This window comes from Thioalkalivibrio sp. ALE17 (assembly GCF_000425605.1).
GTDB lineage: Bacteria > Pseudomonadota > Gammaproteobacteria > Ectothiorhodospirales > Ectothiorhodospiraceae > Thioalkalivibrio.
Map to the genome: position 1 here is coordinate 154,711 of NZ_AUDT01000001.1, position 18,087 is coordinate 172,797.

General features: G+C 69.4%; 8 protein-coding genes. 4 read left to right on the forward strand and 4 right to left on the reverse strand.

All coding sequences use genetic code 11. The features are described from left to right. The first annotated feature begins 281 nt into the window (after window positions 1–281). The 3 genes from H609_RS0100725 (at window position 282) to H609_RS0100735 (ending at window position 6,944) form a co-directional block, all read left to right on the forward strand. The gene (locus H609_RS0100725; RefSeq protein WP_028484047.1) at window positions 282–1,865 is read left to right on the forward strand and encodes a PAS domain-containing methyl-accepting chemotaxis protein; all 1,584 of its coding nucleotides are present in this window, start codon (window positions 282–284) and stop codon (window positions 1,863–1,865) included. Window positions 1,866–1,880: 15 nt separating this feature from the next. Beyond that, window positions 1,881–4,406 (forward strand): EAL domain-containing protein, encoded by a 2,526-nt coding sequence (locus tag H609_RS0100730; RefSeq protein WP_028484048.1) that lies wholly within the window; start codon window positions 1,881–1,883, stop codon window positions 4,404–4,406. A 129-nt stretch (window positions 4,407–4,535) separates the two neighbouring features. Next, the gene (locus H609_RS0100735; RefSeq protein WP_028484049.1) at window positions 4,536–6,944 is read left to right on the forward strand and encodes an EAL domain-containing protein; all 2,409 of its coding nucleotides are present in this window, start codon (window positions 4,536–4,538) and stop codon (window positions 6,942–6,944) included. Window positions 6,945–7,181: 237 nt separating this feature from the next. Here H609_RS0100735 and H609_RS0100740 read toward each other — a convergent pair whose 3' ends face one another. Continuing rightward, window positions 7,182–7,553, reverse strand: a complete 372-nt coding sequence (locus H609_RS0100740) for a hypothetical protein (RefSeq protein ID WP_019583489.1) — start codon at window positions 7,551–7,553, stop codon at window positions 7,182–7,184. A 196-nt stretch (window positions 7,554–7,749) separates the two neighbouring features. Here H609_RS0100740 and H609_RS0100745 point away from each other — a divergent pair, with 196 nt between their 5' ends. Further along, complete coding sequence (locus H609_RS0100745; protein WP_018877540.1) at window positions 7,750–8,397, forward strand: ERCC4 domain-containing protein; 648 nt, start codon at window positions 7,750–7,752, stop codon at window positions 8,395–8,397. Between the two features lie 375 nt (window positions 8,398–8,772). On the opposite strand, the gene recD is transcribed toward H609_RS0100745, so the two are convergent. From recD to recC, 3 genes are read right to left on the reverse strand one after another with little or no spacing between them, the layout of a single operon-like run. Then, entirely contained in the window at window positions 8,773–10,881 is a 2,109-nt protein-coding gene (gene recD / locus H609_RS0100750) for an exodeoxyribonuclease V subunit alpha (RefSeq protein WP_028484050.1), read from the reverse strand. Beyond that, the gene (gene recB, locus H609_RS0100755; RefSeq protein WP_028484051.1) at window positions 10,878–14,582 is read right to left on the reverse strand and encodes an exodeoxyribonuclease V subunit beta; all 3,705 of its coding nucleotides are present in this window, start codon (window positions 14,580–14,582) and stop codon (window positions 10,878–10,880) included. The genes recD and recB overlap by 4 nt, the downstream gene beginning before the upstream one ends. Next, window positions 14,579–18,067 carry an exodeoxyribonuclease V subunit gamma gene (recC, locus tag H609_RS0100760; protein WP_038035971.1) on the reverse strand — a complete coding sequence of 1,163 codons (3,489 nt, stop codon included), beginning with the start codon at window positions 18,065–18,067 and terminating at the stop codon, window positions 14,579–14,581. The genes recB and recC overlap by 4 nt, the downstream gene beginning before the upstream one ends. Between the last annotated feature and the right edge of the window lie 20 nt (window positions 18,068–18,087).

Below are 18,087 nucleotides of genomic sequence, written 5' to 3' on the forward strand. Positions count from 1 at the left end.
CAACAAGAGCACCCATCGGGGGAAACGAAATCAGGGGGATCACTGCGAACCGGAATGGCTCTGGATCAGATGAACGGACGCTGACGGGCGGGGCGTTCGATAGACGCACTATACGCCTTTCGTCAATGAAAAGACACTCCACCCATTACCGTATGGATATATATTTGTTTTGTGGGGGAATATCGGCTAGCTTCCATCCAACAAGAATAACCGGCGCCCACGCAGCGCCGGCTGGGCCGACGCGACACCTATAACAACGATTCGGCCATCAGGGGAACAACATGAAACGCAACCTGCCCGTCACCGGGAACGAGGTGGATTATCCGGAGAGCGCCAACATCCTTTCCACCACCAACCTCAAGGGGGCCATCACCTACGTCAATCCGGATTTCATCGACATCAGCGGGTTCGAACCGGACGAACTGCTCGACAAAAACCACAACGTGGTCCGCCATCCCGATATGCCGCCGGCGGCGTTCGAGGACCTGTGGAACACCATCCAGGGCGGCCGCTCCTGGATGGGCCTGGTCAAGAACCGCTGCAAGAATGGCGATCACTACTGGGTCAACGCCTATGTGACGCCCGTAACGGAAGACGGGCAAACCGTCGAGTATCAGTCCGTTCGCACCAAGCCGCGGCGCGAACAGGTAGCCAAGGCTGAATCCGTCTACGCGGAACTCCTCCAGGGTCGCAGGCCCCTGGCCCTGCGCCTGCCCCCCATCGGCATCAAGGTCAGGACCGTAGCGGCCCTCGCCGGCGGCGTGATGGCAGGGCTGATCGCCAGCAGCGTATTGACCGGCCTGCCCTGGTCGAGCGCCCTGATCTTCGCGCTGACCGCGCTAGTGGTGGGCGGCGCCCTGGTATGGATCAGCCTGTCGCCCCTGTGCCGCGCGGTCGCCCACGCCCGCCGCATCGCCAACAACCCGGTCAGCCAGTACATCTATACCGGGCGCACCGACGAGGCCGGCGAGATCGCCTTCGCCCTGCAAATGCTCGAAGCGGAGGCGGGATCCGTCGTCGGGCGCATGGGCGATGCCGCCAACCGCCTGAGTGGCACGGCCGACGCGCTCGTGTCCGCAGTAGGCGACAGCCGCCAGGCCTGCAACCACCAGCAGAACGAGACCGAACAGGTCGCGGGCGCCACCCAGCAGATGGTGAACAGCGTGCAGGAGGTCGCACAGAGCGCACAGCACGCCGCCGACGCGGCGGACCGGACCGACCAGGAGGCCCGCTCGGGAAGCCAGGTAGTGCGCGACAGTTCACGGGCAATCGAGGAGCTGGGACAGCGCATTCGCCAGGGCTCGGGCGTCATGACGGAACTGGACCAGCACAGCCAGGACATCAGCGGCGTACTGGATGTGATCCGCGGGATTGCCGAACAAACCAACCTGCTCGCCCTCAATGCGGCGATCGAGGCGGCCCGCGCCGGCGAACAGGGCCGCGGCTTCGCGGTCGTGGCCGACGAAGTGCGCACCCTGGCCAGTCGAACCCAGGACTCCACCGCCGAGATCCAGCAGATGATCGAGCGGCTTCAGGACCGCGCACGCGCCGCGGTGGCCACGATGGAACAAAGCCGCGATCAGGCGGAAACCAGCGTAGAGCAGGCCCAGCAGGCCGCCGCGGCACTCGAGAACATCACCTCCGGCGTCAGCCAGATCCACGACATGAGCACCCGTATCGCGGCCGCCGTCGAACAACAAGGCGCGGCCGGGGAAGAGATTCGGCGCGGGGTCGACTCCATCCGTGGCGCGGCCGACACTACCGCCAACCGGGCCGACCAGAGCGATGCCGCCGCCCGCGAGGTCGCGCAACTCGCAACCGGCCTGCAGGGCCTCGCCCGGCAGTTCTGGGCGCGCCACCGCTGAACGCGACCGATCACCATGAACACCCACGCCGAAAAGCTCATGCGCCAGCACACCGTCCCGGCCTCCGGCCTGCTGCTGGCCCTGCTGCTGGTGCCCGTGGTGATCTGGATGCTCGGCATCGATCTCCCGCGGATTGTGCCGGGCCAGCATCTGACGGCGTTCCACACGGGGGCGGAGCTGTTCGCGGTCGTCGTCGCCGTGCTGGTGTTCGCGGTCGGGTATCACGTGATCGACCGGCGGCGGGTGGCGGCCTCCCTGCTGCTCGCCTGTGCCTTCCTGGCGGTCGCGCTCTTCGACTTCCTGCACCTGATGACCTACCCGGCGATGCCGGACTTCATCACCCCCAACTCGACGCAGCAGACGCTGTTCTTCTGGCTCGCCGCGCGGCTGGTCGGGGGCGCGGCCCTGCTGGCCTATGTGGCCTTGCCGATGGTCGCGCGCAGCGATGGTCCGCCGCGCGGGGTCTATCTGGCCGGAAGCCTGCTGCTGGTCGCGGTCCTCGCATGGGTCGGCCTGTGGCATGCCGATATCCTGCCGCCCCTGTTCGACCCGGTCAGCGGCCTCACGCCGTTCAAGCTGGGCCTGGAGGCCATCGTGATCGCCCTGCATCTGGCGACGCTGGCCATCCTGGCCCTGCGCCGCGATCTGCTGCAGCGCCCGGGCATGCCCCTGGTCGCCGCGGCGCTGGTCATCAGCATGGGCAGCGGCATGTTCTTCATGTTCTACGAGGATCTGACCGATACGCCGTTCGTGCTGGGGCATTTGTACAAGCTCGCGGCCTACCTGCTGATCTACCAGGGGCTGTTTCTGGAAAGCGTGCGCTCGCCCCTGGAGCGTCTGCACCAGGCCCACCGCGACATCGAGATGCGCGAGCGGCGCTACCAGCAACTGGTGGAGACGGCCCCCGACGGCGTCCTGGTTACCGATACGGAGGGCCGCATCGTGATGGCCAACCGAAACATCGAGCGCCTGTTCGGCTACCCCCGCCAGCAACTGATCGGCCAGCCGGTGGAGCGCCTGGTCCCCGATCGCCTGCGCGAGCGCCACCGGACCCATCGCCAGACCCAGGCCCACACCATCAACCGCCGCACCATGGGGCAGGTACCCCATCTGCGCGGCCAGCGTATCGACGGCACCGAGTTCCCGGTGGACATCAGCCTCAACGCCTTCGACGACACCGAAGGCCGGCGGATTACCGCCTTCATCCGCGACATCACCGACCGCCAGCGGCGCGAGGCGCGCATCCAGCATCAGGCCACCCATGACAGTCTGACCGAACTCCCCAACCGCTGGCTACTGCACGACCGCCTGACGCAGGGCATCGCCCAGGCCGAGCACAACGACCACCCGATCGCGGTAATGCTGCTGGATCTCGACAACTTCAAGATGGTCAACGACACCTTTGGCCATGACGAGGGCGACCAGCTGCTGAAGGCCGTGGCCGCCCGACTCCAGGGCGCCCTGGACCAGGAAGCCACCATCGGCCGCTTTGGCGGGGACGAGTTCATGATCCTGCTGACCCACGTGGCGGACGAACAGGCGATCGCCCGGGTCGCCCAGCGCATCCTGGGTATCTTCGACACACCCTTCCAGACCGAACACGCGCGCAACCTCGTCTCCAGCGGCAGCCTCGGGATCGCCATGTTCCCGCGCGACGCCCAGGACGATCGCAGCCTGGTGCGCTATGCCGACATGGCCATGTACGAGGCCAAGCACTCCGGCCGCAACACCTGGGCCTTCTTTTCGCAGCACCTGGATGCCCAGGTGCACGAGGAACAGCGCCTGCAACAGCGCCTGCAACAGGCGCTGGAGAATGCCGACCTCGAGCTGCACTACCAGCCACTGCTGGAGGTCGCGTCGAACCGCGTGATCGGCGTCGAGGCCCTGGCGCGCTGGACCGATGCCGAGCTCGGGCCGGTGGCACCGGCCCGCTTTGTCGCCAGCGCGGAGGCCAACGGCCTGATCCTGCCCCTGGGCGACTGGGTGATCCGCGGGGCCTGTGAACAACTCGCCCAATGGTCACGGTCCGGCGTCGGACTCCGCGTCGCCATCAATATCTCCGCGATGCAGTTCCGCCAGCACGACCTGGTGGAACGCCTGCGTGCGGCCCTCGAGGCGACCGGCGCCCCGCCCGAGCGACTCGAGATCGAGGTAACCGAGACCGTAGCCATGGCGGATGTGGCCCTGACCCACGATCAGCTCCGCGGCCTGAAGGCTCTGGGCATCCGGGTGGCCCTGGACGATTTCGGAACCGGCTATTCCTCGCTCGCCTATCTGAAGTCCCTGCCGATCGACAAGCTCAAGATCGACCGCTCCTTCATCGCCGACATCGGCGAGGACCCGGAATCGGAGATGATCCTGCGCTCCATTGTGCACCTCGGCCACAGCCTCGGCCTGACGCTCGTCGCCGAAGGCGTAGAAACGGACGCACAGCGAACCTTCCTGCGGGAAATCGGCTGTGACCTGTACCAGGGCTGGCTGCATTCGCATGCGATGGCCGCAGGGGCCCTCAAGGAACGCCTGCAACACGAAACGGTGTGACGCACGCCCCGCCACCACTCCCTGCAATTGGCCAGGGGATTACATTCCATGCGGATTGCGTCTAGGTTCTGAAGGGATGCGCTCACAGAAGGCGGCACAAGACCGCCCGGGCGAAGGCCAGGGGGCAGGATGGACAGCCAGGAAGCCAGCGACTCCACAGCAACCGTGGGGTCCAGTAATGCGCACGATTATCGCTCGGCCGTAGCGATCGCAGCGGGATTTGCGGTCGTCCTGCTGTTGATGATGGTGATGGTCATGATCGGCCTCGAGCGCATCGGTCAGGTACACGATCGCCTGGACGTGATCGTCCACGAGCACAACGTCAAGACCGAACTCCTCAACAACATGCGCACGGCCGCGCGCGAACGCTCGGTCACCCTGCTGCGCCTGTCGATCACCGATGACCCCTTCGATCTCGACGCGGGGATCATGGAGTTCCGCTCGCACGCGTCGGACTTCATGGTCAACCGCAACCAGCTCGAGGCCATGCCCCTCACGGAACGCGAGCAGGCCCTTCTAACCGAAGGCCGCGAACTGACATCGAGCGCGGTCGAGGTCCAGGAGCGCGTACTCGACAAGATCCTGGATGACGACCTGGAGGCTGCCACAAGCTGGCTACTCGAACAGGCCATCCCGATGCAGAACGAGGTCCTGGCGAATCTCGGCACCCTCCTGGAACTGCAGCAGGAGGCCTCCGAAGCCGCGGCGCGGGACACGGCCGAGCAATACCGGAACGCGGTGCAGTTCATGTCCCTGCTGGGGACCGCCGCCCTGCTGATCGGCATCGTCGTAGCGGTGGCCGTCCTGCGCCGCAGCCGTGATATCGAGGCGGAGCTGTTCCGCGAGAAGGAACGCGCCCAGGTCACCTTGCACGCCATCGGCGACGCGGTCATTACCATCGACACGGACGGGCGCATCGACTACCTCAACCCGGTGGCCGAACACCTGACCGGCTGGAGCGATGCCGAGGCCCGCGACGAACAACTGGACCGGGTGTTCCGCACCATTCGCGAGGACGACGGCCAGCTACTCCCCCACCCCCTGGTGGACATGGTCCCCGACGGCACGACCTGCAGCCTCAACCAGGACACGATCCTGGTCTCCCGTGACGGCCACGAATACGCCATCGAGGAGGTCTCCGCGCCCATCCGTGATCGCACGGGCGCCGTCATCGGGGCCGCCCTGGTATTCCGGGACGTCTCCCGGGCGCGCGAGATGGCGCGCGACCTGTCCTGGGCCGCCACCCACGACTGCCTGACATCGCTGGCCAATCGGCTGGAGTTCGAGCGCCGCCTGCGTCAGCTTGTTACCAGCGCCCATCACGACGGGCGCGAACATGCCCTGCTGTATATGGACCTGGACCAGTTCAAGCTCGTCAACGATACCTGCGGGCACGGGGCCGGCGACGACCTGCTGTGCCAGCTGACCTCGCACATGCAGGCTCAACTGCGCGAAAGCGACACCCTCGCCCGCCTCGGCGGCGACGAGTTCGGCGTCCTCCTGGAAAGCTGCCCGTTACAACGCGCCGAAGAGATCGCGGAGAAACTGCGGCGCGCAATGGAACAATTCCGCTTCGACTGGGACGGCCGCATGTTCCGGATCGGCATCAGCATCGGGGTCGTCCCGGTCCGTGGCGAGCACGGAGACGCGGCCCAGTTCATGAGCGAAGCCGACGCCGCCTGCTATCTGGCCAAGGAACGCGGGCGCAACCGTATCCATGTCTCGCGCCCCGACGACGCGGCCCTTTGCCGGCACCAGGGCGAGATGAACTGCCTGCAGCGCATCAATCACGCCCTGGAGAACGACCAGTTCTGGCTGTACGGCCAGCACATCGAGCCAATCACCAGTGGCGGTCCCCGCCACATCGAGGTGCTGCTGCGGATGATCAACGACGAGGGCGCGATCACACCGCCCAGTACCTTCATCCCGGCCGCCGAACGCTACGGCCTGATGGCGGCCATCGACCGCTGGGTCATCGACCGGGTATTGCAGGTCGCCCGCCACACCGCGCCCACGGACGGCCATTTCGCCATCAACCTGTCGGGCCAGTCGCTGTGCGAGCGCGGCATGCTGGACTACATCGTCGAACGCATCCAGACCAGCGGCGTGGCGCCTGGCCGCCTGTGCTTCGAGATCACTGAAACCGCCGCGATCGCCAATCTCAACCAGGCCAGTCGCTTCGTGAACACCCTGCGCGCCATGGGCTGCTGCTTCTCGCTGGACGACTTCGGCACCGGGATGGCGTCCTTCGGCTACCTCAAGACCCTGCGCGTGGATTACCTGAAGATCGACGGCAGCTTCGTGCGCGACATGAGCGACGACCCGATCAGCCATGCCATGGTCGAGAGCATCCACCACATCGGCCAGGTCATGGGCATCAAGACGGTCGCCGAATGTGTCTCCCACGAAGACCTGCTGCCACCCCTGCGCGCGATCGGCATCGACTACGCCCAGGGCTTCGGGCTGCACCTGCCGGAACCCCTGGAACCGTGCCCGGTTCCGAGCCAAGCCTCCACCACCGACACTCGCTACGCCTGATCGGGTCGCTCCGGAGGCGCGTCTCAGGGGCTCCAGCCCGCTCATGCGCGGGCCCAATCCCAGGGACCTTCGGGCCCCGGGTTCGGTTCCAACCGCCCCTCGCAGCGGCTGGGTCGCCGACACGAACGCCAACGTCCCAGCACCTTCCGGAACCAGAAAGAAGAAAGGCCGCCCGAAGGCGGCCTTTCAACCACGGGTCGATCACCACGCCGCCCATCCCGACGGCGCGGGTGGCCATCAGTAGCCGGTGCTGCCGTGCACGTCCGGCGGCGCTTCGCGGGTCAGCATCGCCCAGGTCAGGTGGGCCATCACCTCCGGTGCCACCACCGTATGGCGGTTGCCAGTGTTCTGCATGCCCTCGCGCAGCTCCTGGCGCACCTGCGGCTGGCCGCTCAGGTCAAAGATCACGTCCACCTGGTCGCCACGCGCCACGATATCCGCGACCGACTCCAGCGGGATACCCTTCTCCTCGGCCAGCCGGCGGCCCTCGGTCTCGCCCTTCTCCGAGACCGCACAAAGCGTCATCCCCGGCAGGCCGGACTCGAGCAACATCTCCAGGAAACGGCCGCCCACCCGGCCAAGCCCCACGACTGCAATCTGAATCGACATAAACACTCCATCCTTTTGGTTTTATTGTTGTCTCCATACACGCACCGCAGGCGCCACCCGCGAAACGTGTCCCCTGACTGTAGGCGATCCGCACCGCGCCTGCACGGCATCCCTCGCCCCGCCCCGCATCCGGCCATTTGGCGCGCATGGCCCCACGCCCTACAGTGCCCGCCACCCGTCAACGAATGGAGCCCCCATGGACAACGTGCACCTGCCGATCCGCGTCGACCGCCGCGAACAGGGCAAGATCATTCAGCGCATCGAACGCCTGGAAGGGGTGGAACTGGAATTCACCGACCTCGATGTCGGCGACTACCTGCTGCCCAACGGCGTCGTGGTCGAGCGCAAGTCCGCCACCGACATGGTGCTGAGTGTGGTCGACAAGACCCTGTGGGAAAACGCCGCCAAGCTGAAGGCCAACCACAGCCAGGTGGTCTATATCGTCGAGGGGGACCTGTACGAACCGCGCTTCCACCAGCAGGCACTGGATATCCACCGTGCCCTCGCGCACCTGACCATCGCCCTCGGCATCAGCGTGCTGCCCAGCCCGGATGCCGACAACAGCGGCATGCTGATCTACCTGCTGGGCCTGAACGCCCAGATGGAGCCGGACCCGGCCGACCGCCCCACCAAGCCGGACACCCGGCGCAAAGCCGCCGAGTTCATCGTCAGCGGCCTCCCCGGCGTCGAGGCCGACACGGCACGCGACTTGTTGCGCGACCTCGGCAGCGTACGCGACATCATCAACGCCGACGCCGCCACCCTCGCCCAGACCGACGGCCTCGACACCGAACGCGCCGAACGCATCGAATCCGTCGTCACCTACGGCAGCCGCACCACCTGAACGCCCCCAAGCCGCCAACCACACCACCCCCTGTGGGAGCCTGCTTGCAGGCGAAGCTCCTGCCCGCGCTGGAACTTACCTCGGGCAGGAGCTTCGCCGCCAAAGCGGCTCCCACAGGATCGGCCAATCTCCCCGTGGGAGCCTGCTCGCAGGCGAAGCCCCCGCCAAAGCCGGAACACCCCGGCCATCACCCGGCCCCGGCACCGTCACCCCAACCGCAGCACCACCCAACCCCCGGACATCCCGGCCGCAGCGCAGCGAAGCGCCGGGATCCCCCCGCCGGATGTACCCCAGGCCCAGGGCCACCCCAACGCTCGAGATCCCGGATAACCGCTACGCGGTTTCCGGGATGACGCCACCGCCCCCCGCACCTCCCTACGGCGCATCGTCCAGCCAGCGGCGCAGGCCGCCGCTGCGGCGGATCTGGCGCTGACTGGCCGCGGCCAAGGTGCCCGCTCGTGGCTCCAGCAGGCTGAACCAGCGGCTGGCGCGGGTGATCGCGGTGTAGACCAGCTCGCGGGTCAGGATGGGGCTGTCGGCCTCCGGCAGTACCAGCGCGACATGCTCGAACTCCGAGCCCTGGGCCTTGTGCACAGTCAGCGCAAAGGCGGTCTCGACGGCCTCCAGCCGGTTGGGCAAAACCCAGCGCACGCGATCCCCCGCCGCGAGAAAGGCGACGCGCAGCACCGGCGCCGCCGCCTCCGGACCCCCATGATCCCCGGTCGCCTCGGGCTCGCCCCGCGCCAGCCAGGCCGGAACGGCCAGGGCAATGCCGATATCGCCATTGATCAGCCCCAGCGCATAGTCGTTGCGGGTCACGATCACCGGTCGCCCCTCGAACCATGGCGCGTGCCCCTCTGACCCGCCGCCACGGCCGGCCTCCATCTCCAGCAACCCGCGCGCCTGCAACGCCCCGGCAATACGCCGATTGAGCCTTTCGAGCCCCCACGGCCCGCGCCGCACTGCGCACAGCAGCTGGAAGCGCCCGTGGGCCGCCAGCACGTCCCGCGCCCAGTCCTCCCAGGCGGCGCGCGGCGCCCCGGGGGCCGGCCGGGCCGCGCGCAGGCCTTCCAGGTAGTCCGCGTACCCGACCGCCTCGCCCTCGGGCGTGTCCGCGCGCCCCGCCACTGCCAGATCCACCAGGGCCGCATCCTCGGGGTGGGCGAGCACCCGCTGCCACACAGCATCGTCACCCTGCGGCGACCCCTTAACCTCGCCCGAGTTCACCCCGGCGGCCAGGCGTCCGATCCCGCTGTCGGCGCCAAAGCGGTGACTCTGGCGCAGCATCACGATGTGCTGGTCCAGGGCCTGCCCGTGCGCATCCTGCATCGCCGCTGGCACGGCCTCGCCGGTCACCGCTTCCAGCCACTGCACGGAGTCCGGTGTGTAGTGCCCACCCCCGGCGCGGTGGCACAGCTCGCCCAGCACCGCGCCGGCCTCCACCGATGCCAACTGGTCACGATCCCCCAGCAGGATCAGGCGCGCCGTGCGCGGCACCGCCTCGACCAGACTGGCCATCAGTTCCAGGTCGATCATCGACGCCTCGTCCACCACCAGCACATCCACCGCCAGGGGATTGCGCGCACCGTGGCGGAAGTGCCGCGTATCCGGCCGCGCCCCCAGCAGGCGATGCACCGTGACCACCTCGGCCGGCAGGTTTCGCCGCAGCGCGTCGCCCTCCGGCAGCGTCTCCAGCCCCAGGCGGTCCAGCGCCCCGCTGACCGAGGCATTCAGACGCGCCGCGGCCTTGCCGGTGGGCGCGGCCAGGCGGATACGCAGTGGATCCTCCGGACCCTGCAAGCCCTGCAGCAGCGCGAGCAGCCGCAGCACCGTGGTAGTCTTGCCGGTGCCCGGCCCGCCAGTGATCACGCTGAAACCGGAGCCGGCCGCCAGGGCACAGGCCAGGCGCTGCCAGTCCGGGGCGGCGCCGTCCGCCGGTGTGCCGAACAGCCAGTTCAGCCACTCGCGCGCCGCGGCCGTATCCAGCGCGCCCTGCCAGGCCGCGCGATCGGCCACCCGCGCACGGATCGCCTGCCCGATACGGCGCTCGGCCTCCCAGTAGCGGCGCAGGTAGACCTGCGCGCCGGTATAGACCAGCGGCGTCGAGCCAACCGCATCCGGTCCGGCCAGTGCCGTCCCGTCCAGGGCCTGCGCGACCGCCGTCGCCGAAACGCCCTGCAGCACGGACGACGGCCGCGGCAGGGCCGGCGCGTTCGGTTCCCCCTCCGGCGGCAGGGCCAGCGTGGTATCCGGTTCCTGCAGCAGGGCGTCCAGTTCCAGGCACACATGGCCGCGCCCGACCTGGTGACTGACCAGCGCGGCCAGCAGCAGCGCCAGTGGCGGTGCCCCGGGATCCTGCTCGTGCAGAAAGCGCACCAGCGCCCGGTCCACGCCGCGCAGCCACCCGGCCGCCTCCCATTCGCCCAGCAGCACCATCAGGGCCTGCACGGACCCCAGCGCCCCGCTATGCGACACCGCGTTCATGCCGCCCCCTCCCGATCGACCCCGTGCGTCATCCAGCGATCCAGCTGCTCGATCAGCGCACGCGGCGGGCAGTGGTGGAACACCCCGTGGCCCGGCGCGTCCACGCCGCGCAGGAACAGGTAGACCCCGCCGCCCATGTGCTGGTCATAGTCGTAGCCCGGCAGGCGAGCGCCCAGCTGGCGATGCAGTGCCAGCGTGTAGAGCACCAGCTGCAGGTCGTAGCGATGTTCCAGCACCGCCGCGCGCAGGCGCTCGGCGGTGTAGGCCCGAGCCGAGGGCCCCAGCCAGTTGGACTTGTAGTCCGCCACGTAATAGCGCCCGGCGTGCTCGAACACCAGGTCGACGAAGCCCTTCAGCATCCCGTTCAGCGTCACGTCCCCTACCGGCGGGCGCCCCTCGCCCGGCAGAATCTGCGCCCGCACCGCCTGATCCAGATCCCCGGCCTTGAGGCTTTGCGCCGGGTACAGGAACTCCAGCTCCGGCTGATACGTGGCCAAGCCCCCCAGCGAGAACGTCCCGCCCTCCTCCAGCGGGAAGCCGGCCGTCAGCAACTGCTGCATCCAGTCCGTGACCACCGTGGACCACTCGCCCCATCCCCGGCGCTCGCAGCGCGTTTCGATCTCCCGCGCCAGGCGTTCGGGCTGCGCCACCTGCGCGGCGAGGCCCTGCTCCGCCGCCCACTCCAGCAGCCCGTGCAGGAAGGTGCCCGGTCCCGGCCCGCGCGGGAAGGCGTGCAGCCCGCTGGCCGCGCGTGGCCCGGCCTCGGGCTCGAGTTCGGGGAGCTCCACGGCCTCGCGACCCGCATCCGCGACGCCCTCGCGCAGCACATCCTCGCGCGCCGAGTCGGGCGCGACCGGTGTCACACCGTCGTCGTGCGCCGCAATCGCGCTGTAGCTGGCCACCCACCAGCGCTCGAAGCGCCGCGCCGGCGCTTGCCGGGCCGGCCCGGTGGTCGGGGCATTGGCGCCGGTCTGCACCGCAGCGTCGCGCACTTCCGGCAGCGGGCCCACCCGGATCGCCGGCTCGTCGCCCGCGGCGGTACGCAGTGCCGCCTCCAGCCCGCCGTCCGCCACGCCCTCGGGGCCGGCCAGCAGATACCCGGCTGCGGTCTGGTCGAAATGGTTGGTCTTGCTCCTTCCCGAGACAATCGGAGCAATCCCCAGCCAGCAGGCATGGCGCGCCCGGGTCATGCCCACGTACAACAGGCGCAGGTCCTCGGCCAGGCGTTCGCGCTCGGCCCGCCGGTACACCGCGTCATCCATGTGGAACACCCAGCGCGCCCCGCCCTGCGGCGGATGGTCGCGCCAGGGCACGTCCTTCTTCGCGTCCGTGGGCCGGAAATTGCAGGCGAACGGCAGGAACACCAGCGGATACTCCAGCCCCTTGGACTTGTGCAGCGTCACCACCTTGACCAGGTCCTCGTCGCTCTCCAGGCGCAGGATCTGCTCCTCGCCGGTTTCGCCGTCGCCGTTCCGGTGCTCCATCACATGCCGGATCAGGGCCTGCTCGCCATCCAGCTCCGCGGCCGCCTGCTGCAGCAACTCGCTCAGATGCAGCAGGTTGGTCAGCGCGCGCTCACCCCCCGCCGTGGCGCGCAACCGCCGGGGGACCTCGAAGTCGTGCAGCAGCCGGCGCAGCATCGGCAACACCCCGCGTGTCTGCCACAGGCGGCGGTAGTCGCGGAACTGCTCGACCCGCGCCTCCCAGGCCAGCTCGTCCACCGTCAGCCGGTGCAGCTCGGCCAGCGACTGCCCCAGCGTCGCGGTCGCCAGCGCCGCGCGCAGCAACCGCTCGCTGGTGGGCTCGGCACAGGCGCGCAGCCAGCGCAGCAGGTCCCCCGCCTCATCGCTGGCATACACCGACTCGCGATCCGACAGGTACACGCTGCGCACGCCGCGTCGACGCAGCTCGGCGCGGATCGCGTCGGCCTCCGCGCGGCCGCGCACCAGCACCGCCATGTCGCGCGGCCGCACCCTGGTCAGGTCCGCGCCCTTGCGAAAGCCGCAGGTCCCGGCGACACCCCCGTTCAGCAGCTCCACCATATGGCTGGCGCAGGCCTGCGCCATGCGCTCGCGGTAGGCGCCCTTGGGCACCGGCTCGCCGGGGTCATGGCACCACAGCGTGACCGCCGGGGCCGCCTCCCCGTGCTGCTCGAAGACCTCCGCACGGCCATTGGCCGTAACCGGCACGAACGGCAGCGGGTTCTCCGCGCCGGTACGGAACAGAAACGCCCCGTCCGCCCAGCCCTCGGCATGCCCGAACAACCGGTTCACGCCATCCACCAGGGCCTCGGTGGAGCGGAAGTTGCGCTCCAGGGTGTAGTGACGACCGGCAGTGGCCGTACGCGCCGCCAGGTAGGTATGGATATCCGCCCCGCGAAAGCCGTAGATCGACTGCTTGGGATCGCCGATCAGCAGCACGCCGAGGTCGCGCGGGTTCTCGTCGATGCGATAGACGCGCTGGAAGATCCGGTACTGTACCGGATCGGTGTCCTGGAACTCGTCGACCAGGGCCACCGGGAACTGCGCCCGCAGGGTCGCGGCCAGGTGCTCGCCCCCCGGGCCGTCCAGGGCATCGCGCAGCCGGGTCAGCAGGTCGTGGAAGCCCATCTGCGCGCGCTGGCGCTGAACCTGACGAAAGCGCGCATCCACCTGGCGCGCCGCCGCCTGCAACAGACGCTCGCGGTCATCCACGCAGACCTCGGCGTGATCGTCCAGCCCCGCAAAGGCCGGGTGCAGATCCTCCGGCAGTGTCTGACCGCCTTTCAGCCGGTCCCGCATGCCGGCCGCACTGAAACGCAGCAGCGGGGAGTCGCCGGAGACGCCACCGGGCCGCAGCGCGCCCGGATCCTCGGCCCATTCGCGCATCGCACCCAGCAGCTTGTCCGGATTGCTGTACTTGCCCGGCTGCAGAACCGGGCCGCGCAGCGCGTCAAACTGCTCCTTGATCGCCTCGAAATCCTCGCGCCAAGGGCGCTTCATCGCCTCCAACCGCGCCAGCTTACCGTCCAGCGCGGCCTCCAGCCCCTCCGGGGTCTCCAGCTCCGCATCCGCCGCATCCGCGGCCAAATGCCCGACCAGTGGCCGGATCTTCTGCAACAGGGTCTCCGGATCGGGCCCGAAGGCATTACGCAGCAGGGCCAGCGGCGCGGGCGGCTGCGGGTAGACGAAGCGGCGCCAGTAATCGCGCGCCGCCTCGGCCAGCAACTCCTGCTGATCACTCGCCAGGTCCTGGGTAAACAGGCTCCCGCTGTCGAAGGCGTGCTCGCGCAGCATGCGGTAGCACCAGCCGTGGATGGTCGACACCGCGGCCTCGTCCATCCACTCCGCCGCCAGTTCCAGCCGGCGTGCCGCGCCCGGCCGCTCCGCCTCGCTGTATTCGCCGCGCAGCTCCCTGTGGATGTCCTGCACGCCCGGCACCGCATCCGGATCCTCCGCGCGGAACACCCGCGCCGCGATTGCCAGGGTGTCGCGGATGCGGCTGCGCAGCTCCTGGGTCGCGGCATCGGTAAAGGTCATCACCAGGATCTGCGGCGGCGTCAGGGCGCTGGTGCCCTCGGGCAGCTCGCCGTGGCCCAGCACCAGGCGCAGATACAGCGCGGCGATGGTGTAGGTCTTGCCGGTGCCGGCGCTGGCCTCGATCAGGCGGCTGCCGTGCAACGGCAACGTCAGCAGGTCCAGCTTGTGCGCGGTGGCCGTCATTCCGCGACCTCCGACTGGTTCACGACCACAAACACCGGTCGGTACACGCGGTCCCGCCAGAAGCCGAAATCGGGATCGGCCAGCAGGGTCTCGGGATCCGGCCAGGCCCGTGCCAGCGCGGGACTGCGCGACCACTCGCCAGGGCTGTAGTCGTTCCCCCGCAGGGTCTTCAACGCCTCGTCATACGGGTCCTTTTGCCCATCCTCCGCCTCCAGCCAGGCAAAGGCGGCGGCGCAGGCCAGCGGCAGCGGGCGCTCCTGTCCGGCCGCCCAGGCCTCCAGCAGCGTGCCCAGCAGTTCCTCCGCCAGACCCGACTCCAGCCCAGGGAGGGTCAGGCGTGTGTCCAGCGCGACCAGTTCGGAACCCACATCCCCCGCGCCGGCGTTGGCGAGCAGATGCATCACCCACGGCGCCATCAGCTTGTCGTAGCGCCACTTCTTGCCGTTGGCAATACGGCTCGCCGTGTAGTCCAGGCAGACCCGAACCCGACCCTCGCCGTCGCCGCGCAGCGCGGGCGGCACCGCCTCCAGGCCCCAGTGCGCGTGTTCCAGGCGCAGCGGACGCCCCGCCTCCAGCCGTTCGGGATACAGCGCAAGGCGCTCGCCGATCCGCTCCAGGAGCCGCGCGGCCTCGTCCACCATCGCCCCGCGTTCCAGCTCGCCGGCCGCCCCCAGAGGCAGCCAGCCGGCGCGCTGCAGGCGTGCGGATTCGGCCTCCAGGATCTCCGGCCAGGCGGCCGCATCAGCGGCGGATTCAAGCGCGGTCGCAACCAGATTCTGGCGCACCTGCCACTGCTCCAGCCCGCCCAGCCCGAACGGCTCCAGGTCGTCACCGGGGGCCTCTTCTTCGTCGAAGAACACCCCCAGGCGATAACGAAAGAACGCCTCCACCGGGAAGCGCAGAAAGCGCGCAAGGGCCTCCGGCGCCACCGCGCGCGGCTCGCGCTCGGCCTCCAGCAGCGGGATCGGCTCGCAGGCGCCCTCGGCCGGGGCCACATCCGCGGCGTGCACGGCCTCCCATTCCCGGGCATAGGTGAAGTGCCGCTCGTCATCGTCCGCCGGGAAGTTCACCGGCGAGAAGGGCTGGAGCGGGTGCCAGGTGGTCAGGTGTTCCACCAGGGCCGGTCCGGCCTCGGGCCCGTCAACCCCGGCCAGTCCCCAGCCGGCGGCCAGGTGATCGCGTAACTGCCCAACCAGCACCGAGGGCGGGCGCGGCTCGTTGTCGCGCACATGCCGCCCCACCCAGCTCACATGCAACTGGCGCCGGGCGGAGAGCAGCGCCTCCAGGAACAGATAGCGGTCGTCCTCGCGCCGCGAGCGATCGCCCGGGCGGTAGTCCTGTGCCATCAGATCGAAGTCCATCGGGGTCGGGCTGCGCGGGTAGTCGCCGTCATTCATGCCCAGCAGGCAGACCACCTGGAACGGGATCGCCCGCATCGGCATCAGGGTGCAGAAGTTCACCGAACCCGCCAGAAAGCGCTGCCCCACGCCCGAATCGTCCTGACTGGCCAGCCACTGTTCGCGCACCACGGCCAGCGGCAGCGCCTCCTCCAGCCCAGCGGCCGCACAGTCCTCGCGCCACTGCTCCAGGGCCTCGCCCAGACGCTCCAGGGTGAACAGTTCGGCGTCCGTCTCCGGCGCGAAGAACTGTTCCAGCAAGGCGGCAAGCCGCGCCGCCCAGTCCCCCGGGGCATGCGCCCGGCGCAGCCAGTCCCAGGCCTCTTCCAGCGCGGAGATCAGGGCCTCCAGCGGGCCCAGCAAGGCGGCGCTCAGCCCACCGATCTCGTCGTAGGGTTCCACCCCCTGCCACGGTCCCTGGTCGCCCAGGGCGTAGCCCAGCAGCATCCGCCGCAGGCCAAAGCGCCAGGTGTTCTGCTCCAGTCCCTCGGGCAGGCCCAGACCGGCGCGCTGCGCGGCATCCAGGCCCCAGCGCACCCCCGCGCCCGCGGCCCAGGCATGCAGCTGCGCCAGGTCCTCCTCGGCAATGCCGAAGCGCCGCCGGACCGCCGGCACATCCAGCAGGTCCAGCAGTTCGCTGACGCCCATCCGGCTCTCCGGCAGGGACAACAATTGCTCCAGCGCGATCAGCACCGGGTCGCGCCCGCGCGGCCCCTGGTCGGACAGCGTGTACGGGATGAAGCGCGGGTCGTCGGACTCGGGCTGGCCGAACACCGCCTCGATGTGGGGGGCGTACTGGTCGATATCCGGCACCATCACGATCACGTCGCGCGGGCGCAGCGCGGGATCGTGCGCGAAGTGGTCCAGCAGCCGGTCGTGCAGCAGCTCGACCTCGCGCAGCGGGCTGTGCGCCACATGGAACTGGATGGAGCGGTCCGCCACCGCAACCGCGGGCCAGGTCTCCCGCGTCTCGGCCAGCGGCCGCAGCGCGCGGATGTCCTCCTGCAACTGGTGCAGCAGGCAGTCCTCCGGCCCGCGCATGCCGTGCGGCTCGAAGACATCCACCCGCTCCCAGTCCAGTGTGCGCAGCACCCGGCCGTAGTGTTCGGGGTCATCGTGCTCGTCCAGCAGCCCGATGTAGTCGCGCCCCTGCTTGCCCCAGGCGGCCAGCAGCGGATGCGCGTGGTTGTGCAACTGGGCCTCGTCCAGGGCCTCCGGCATCCCGGCCTTGCGCGCCTGGCGCCGCCGGGTGGCGCGCAGCAGGTCCTTGTCGGCCACGATGTCGGCCCAGTAGTACTCGCAGGGGTTGTGCACGCAGACCAGCACCTGGCAGAAGCGCGCCAGCCCCTCCAGCGCCTCCAGGATCTGCCCCGGCAGCGAGGAGATCCCGAATACGATGACCCGCCGCGGCAGACCCTCGGGGCGGCGCTCCAGCGTACGCACCGTATCCAGGTAGCGCGCGTGTACCGCGGAGCGGCTCACCCCCTCCTGCGCGACACCGATATCCGCCTGCAGCAGCCGCCACAGCTCCGCCTGCCAGCGCTGCCCCGGCGCCAGGTCGCGCGCCTGCCCGCGGGCGTCGCGCAGCACGTCGCGCCCGGCCGCCCAGTCGGTCAGCCAGTCCGCGCGATACACCTGGTACTGATCGAACAGGTCCGCCAGGCGCTCGGCGAGCTGGAAGCGCTTGCGCAGGTCCCCGCCCTGGCCCGGGTCGTCGTCCTGCAGGAACTGTCCGAGCGGGGCGAAGGCCTCCTGCCCCAGGCACGTCGGCAGCAGGCGCATCAGCCGCCAGGTCAGCGGGCGCTTGGCATAGGGAGACTCCAGCGGCACGGCATCGGCCCCAAGCACCGCGCGGTAGGCCGACCACACAAAGCGCGACGGCAGCTGCATGTCCAGCGCGGCCGCGATCCCGCAGCCCGGCGGATCGGCATCCGGCGGCGCCGCCAGGGCGTGCCGCAGCCACTGCGCCATGCCATTGCTCTGCACCAGAATGGTCTCGTTCTCCAGCGGCGCCAGCGGCGCCCGCCGCATCCACTCCACCGCCAGCGTACGCAGCGACTCCAGGTGGTTGCCGTGCAGTACCACCATCCCTGGCTGTAACTCGCGCG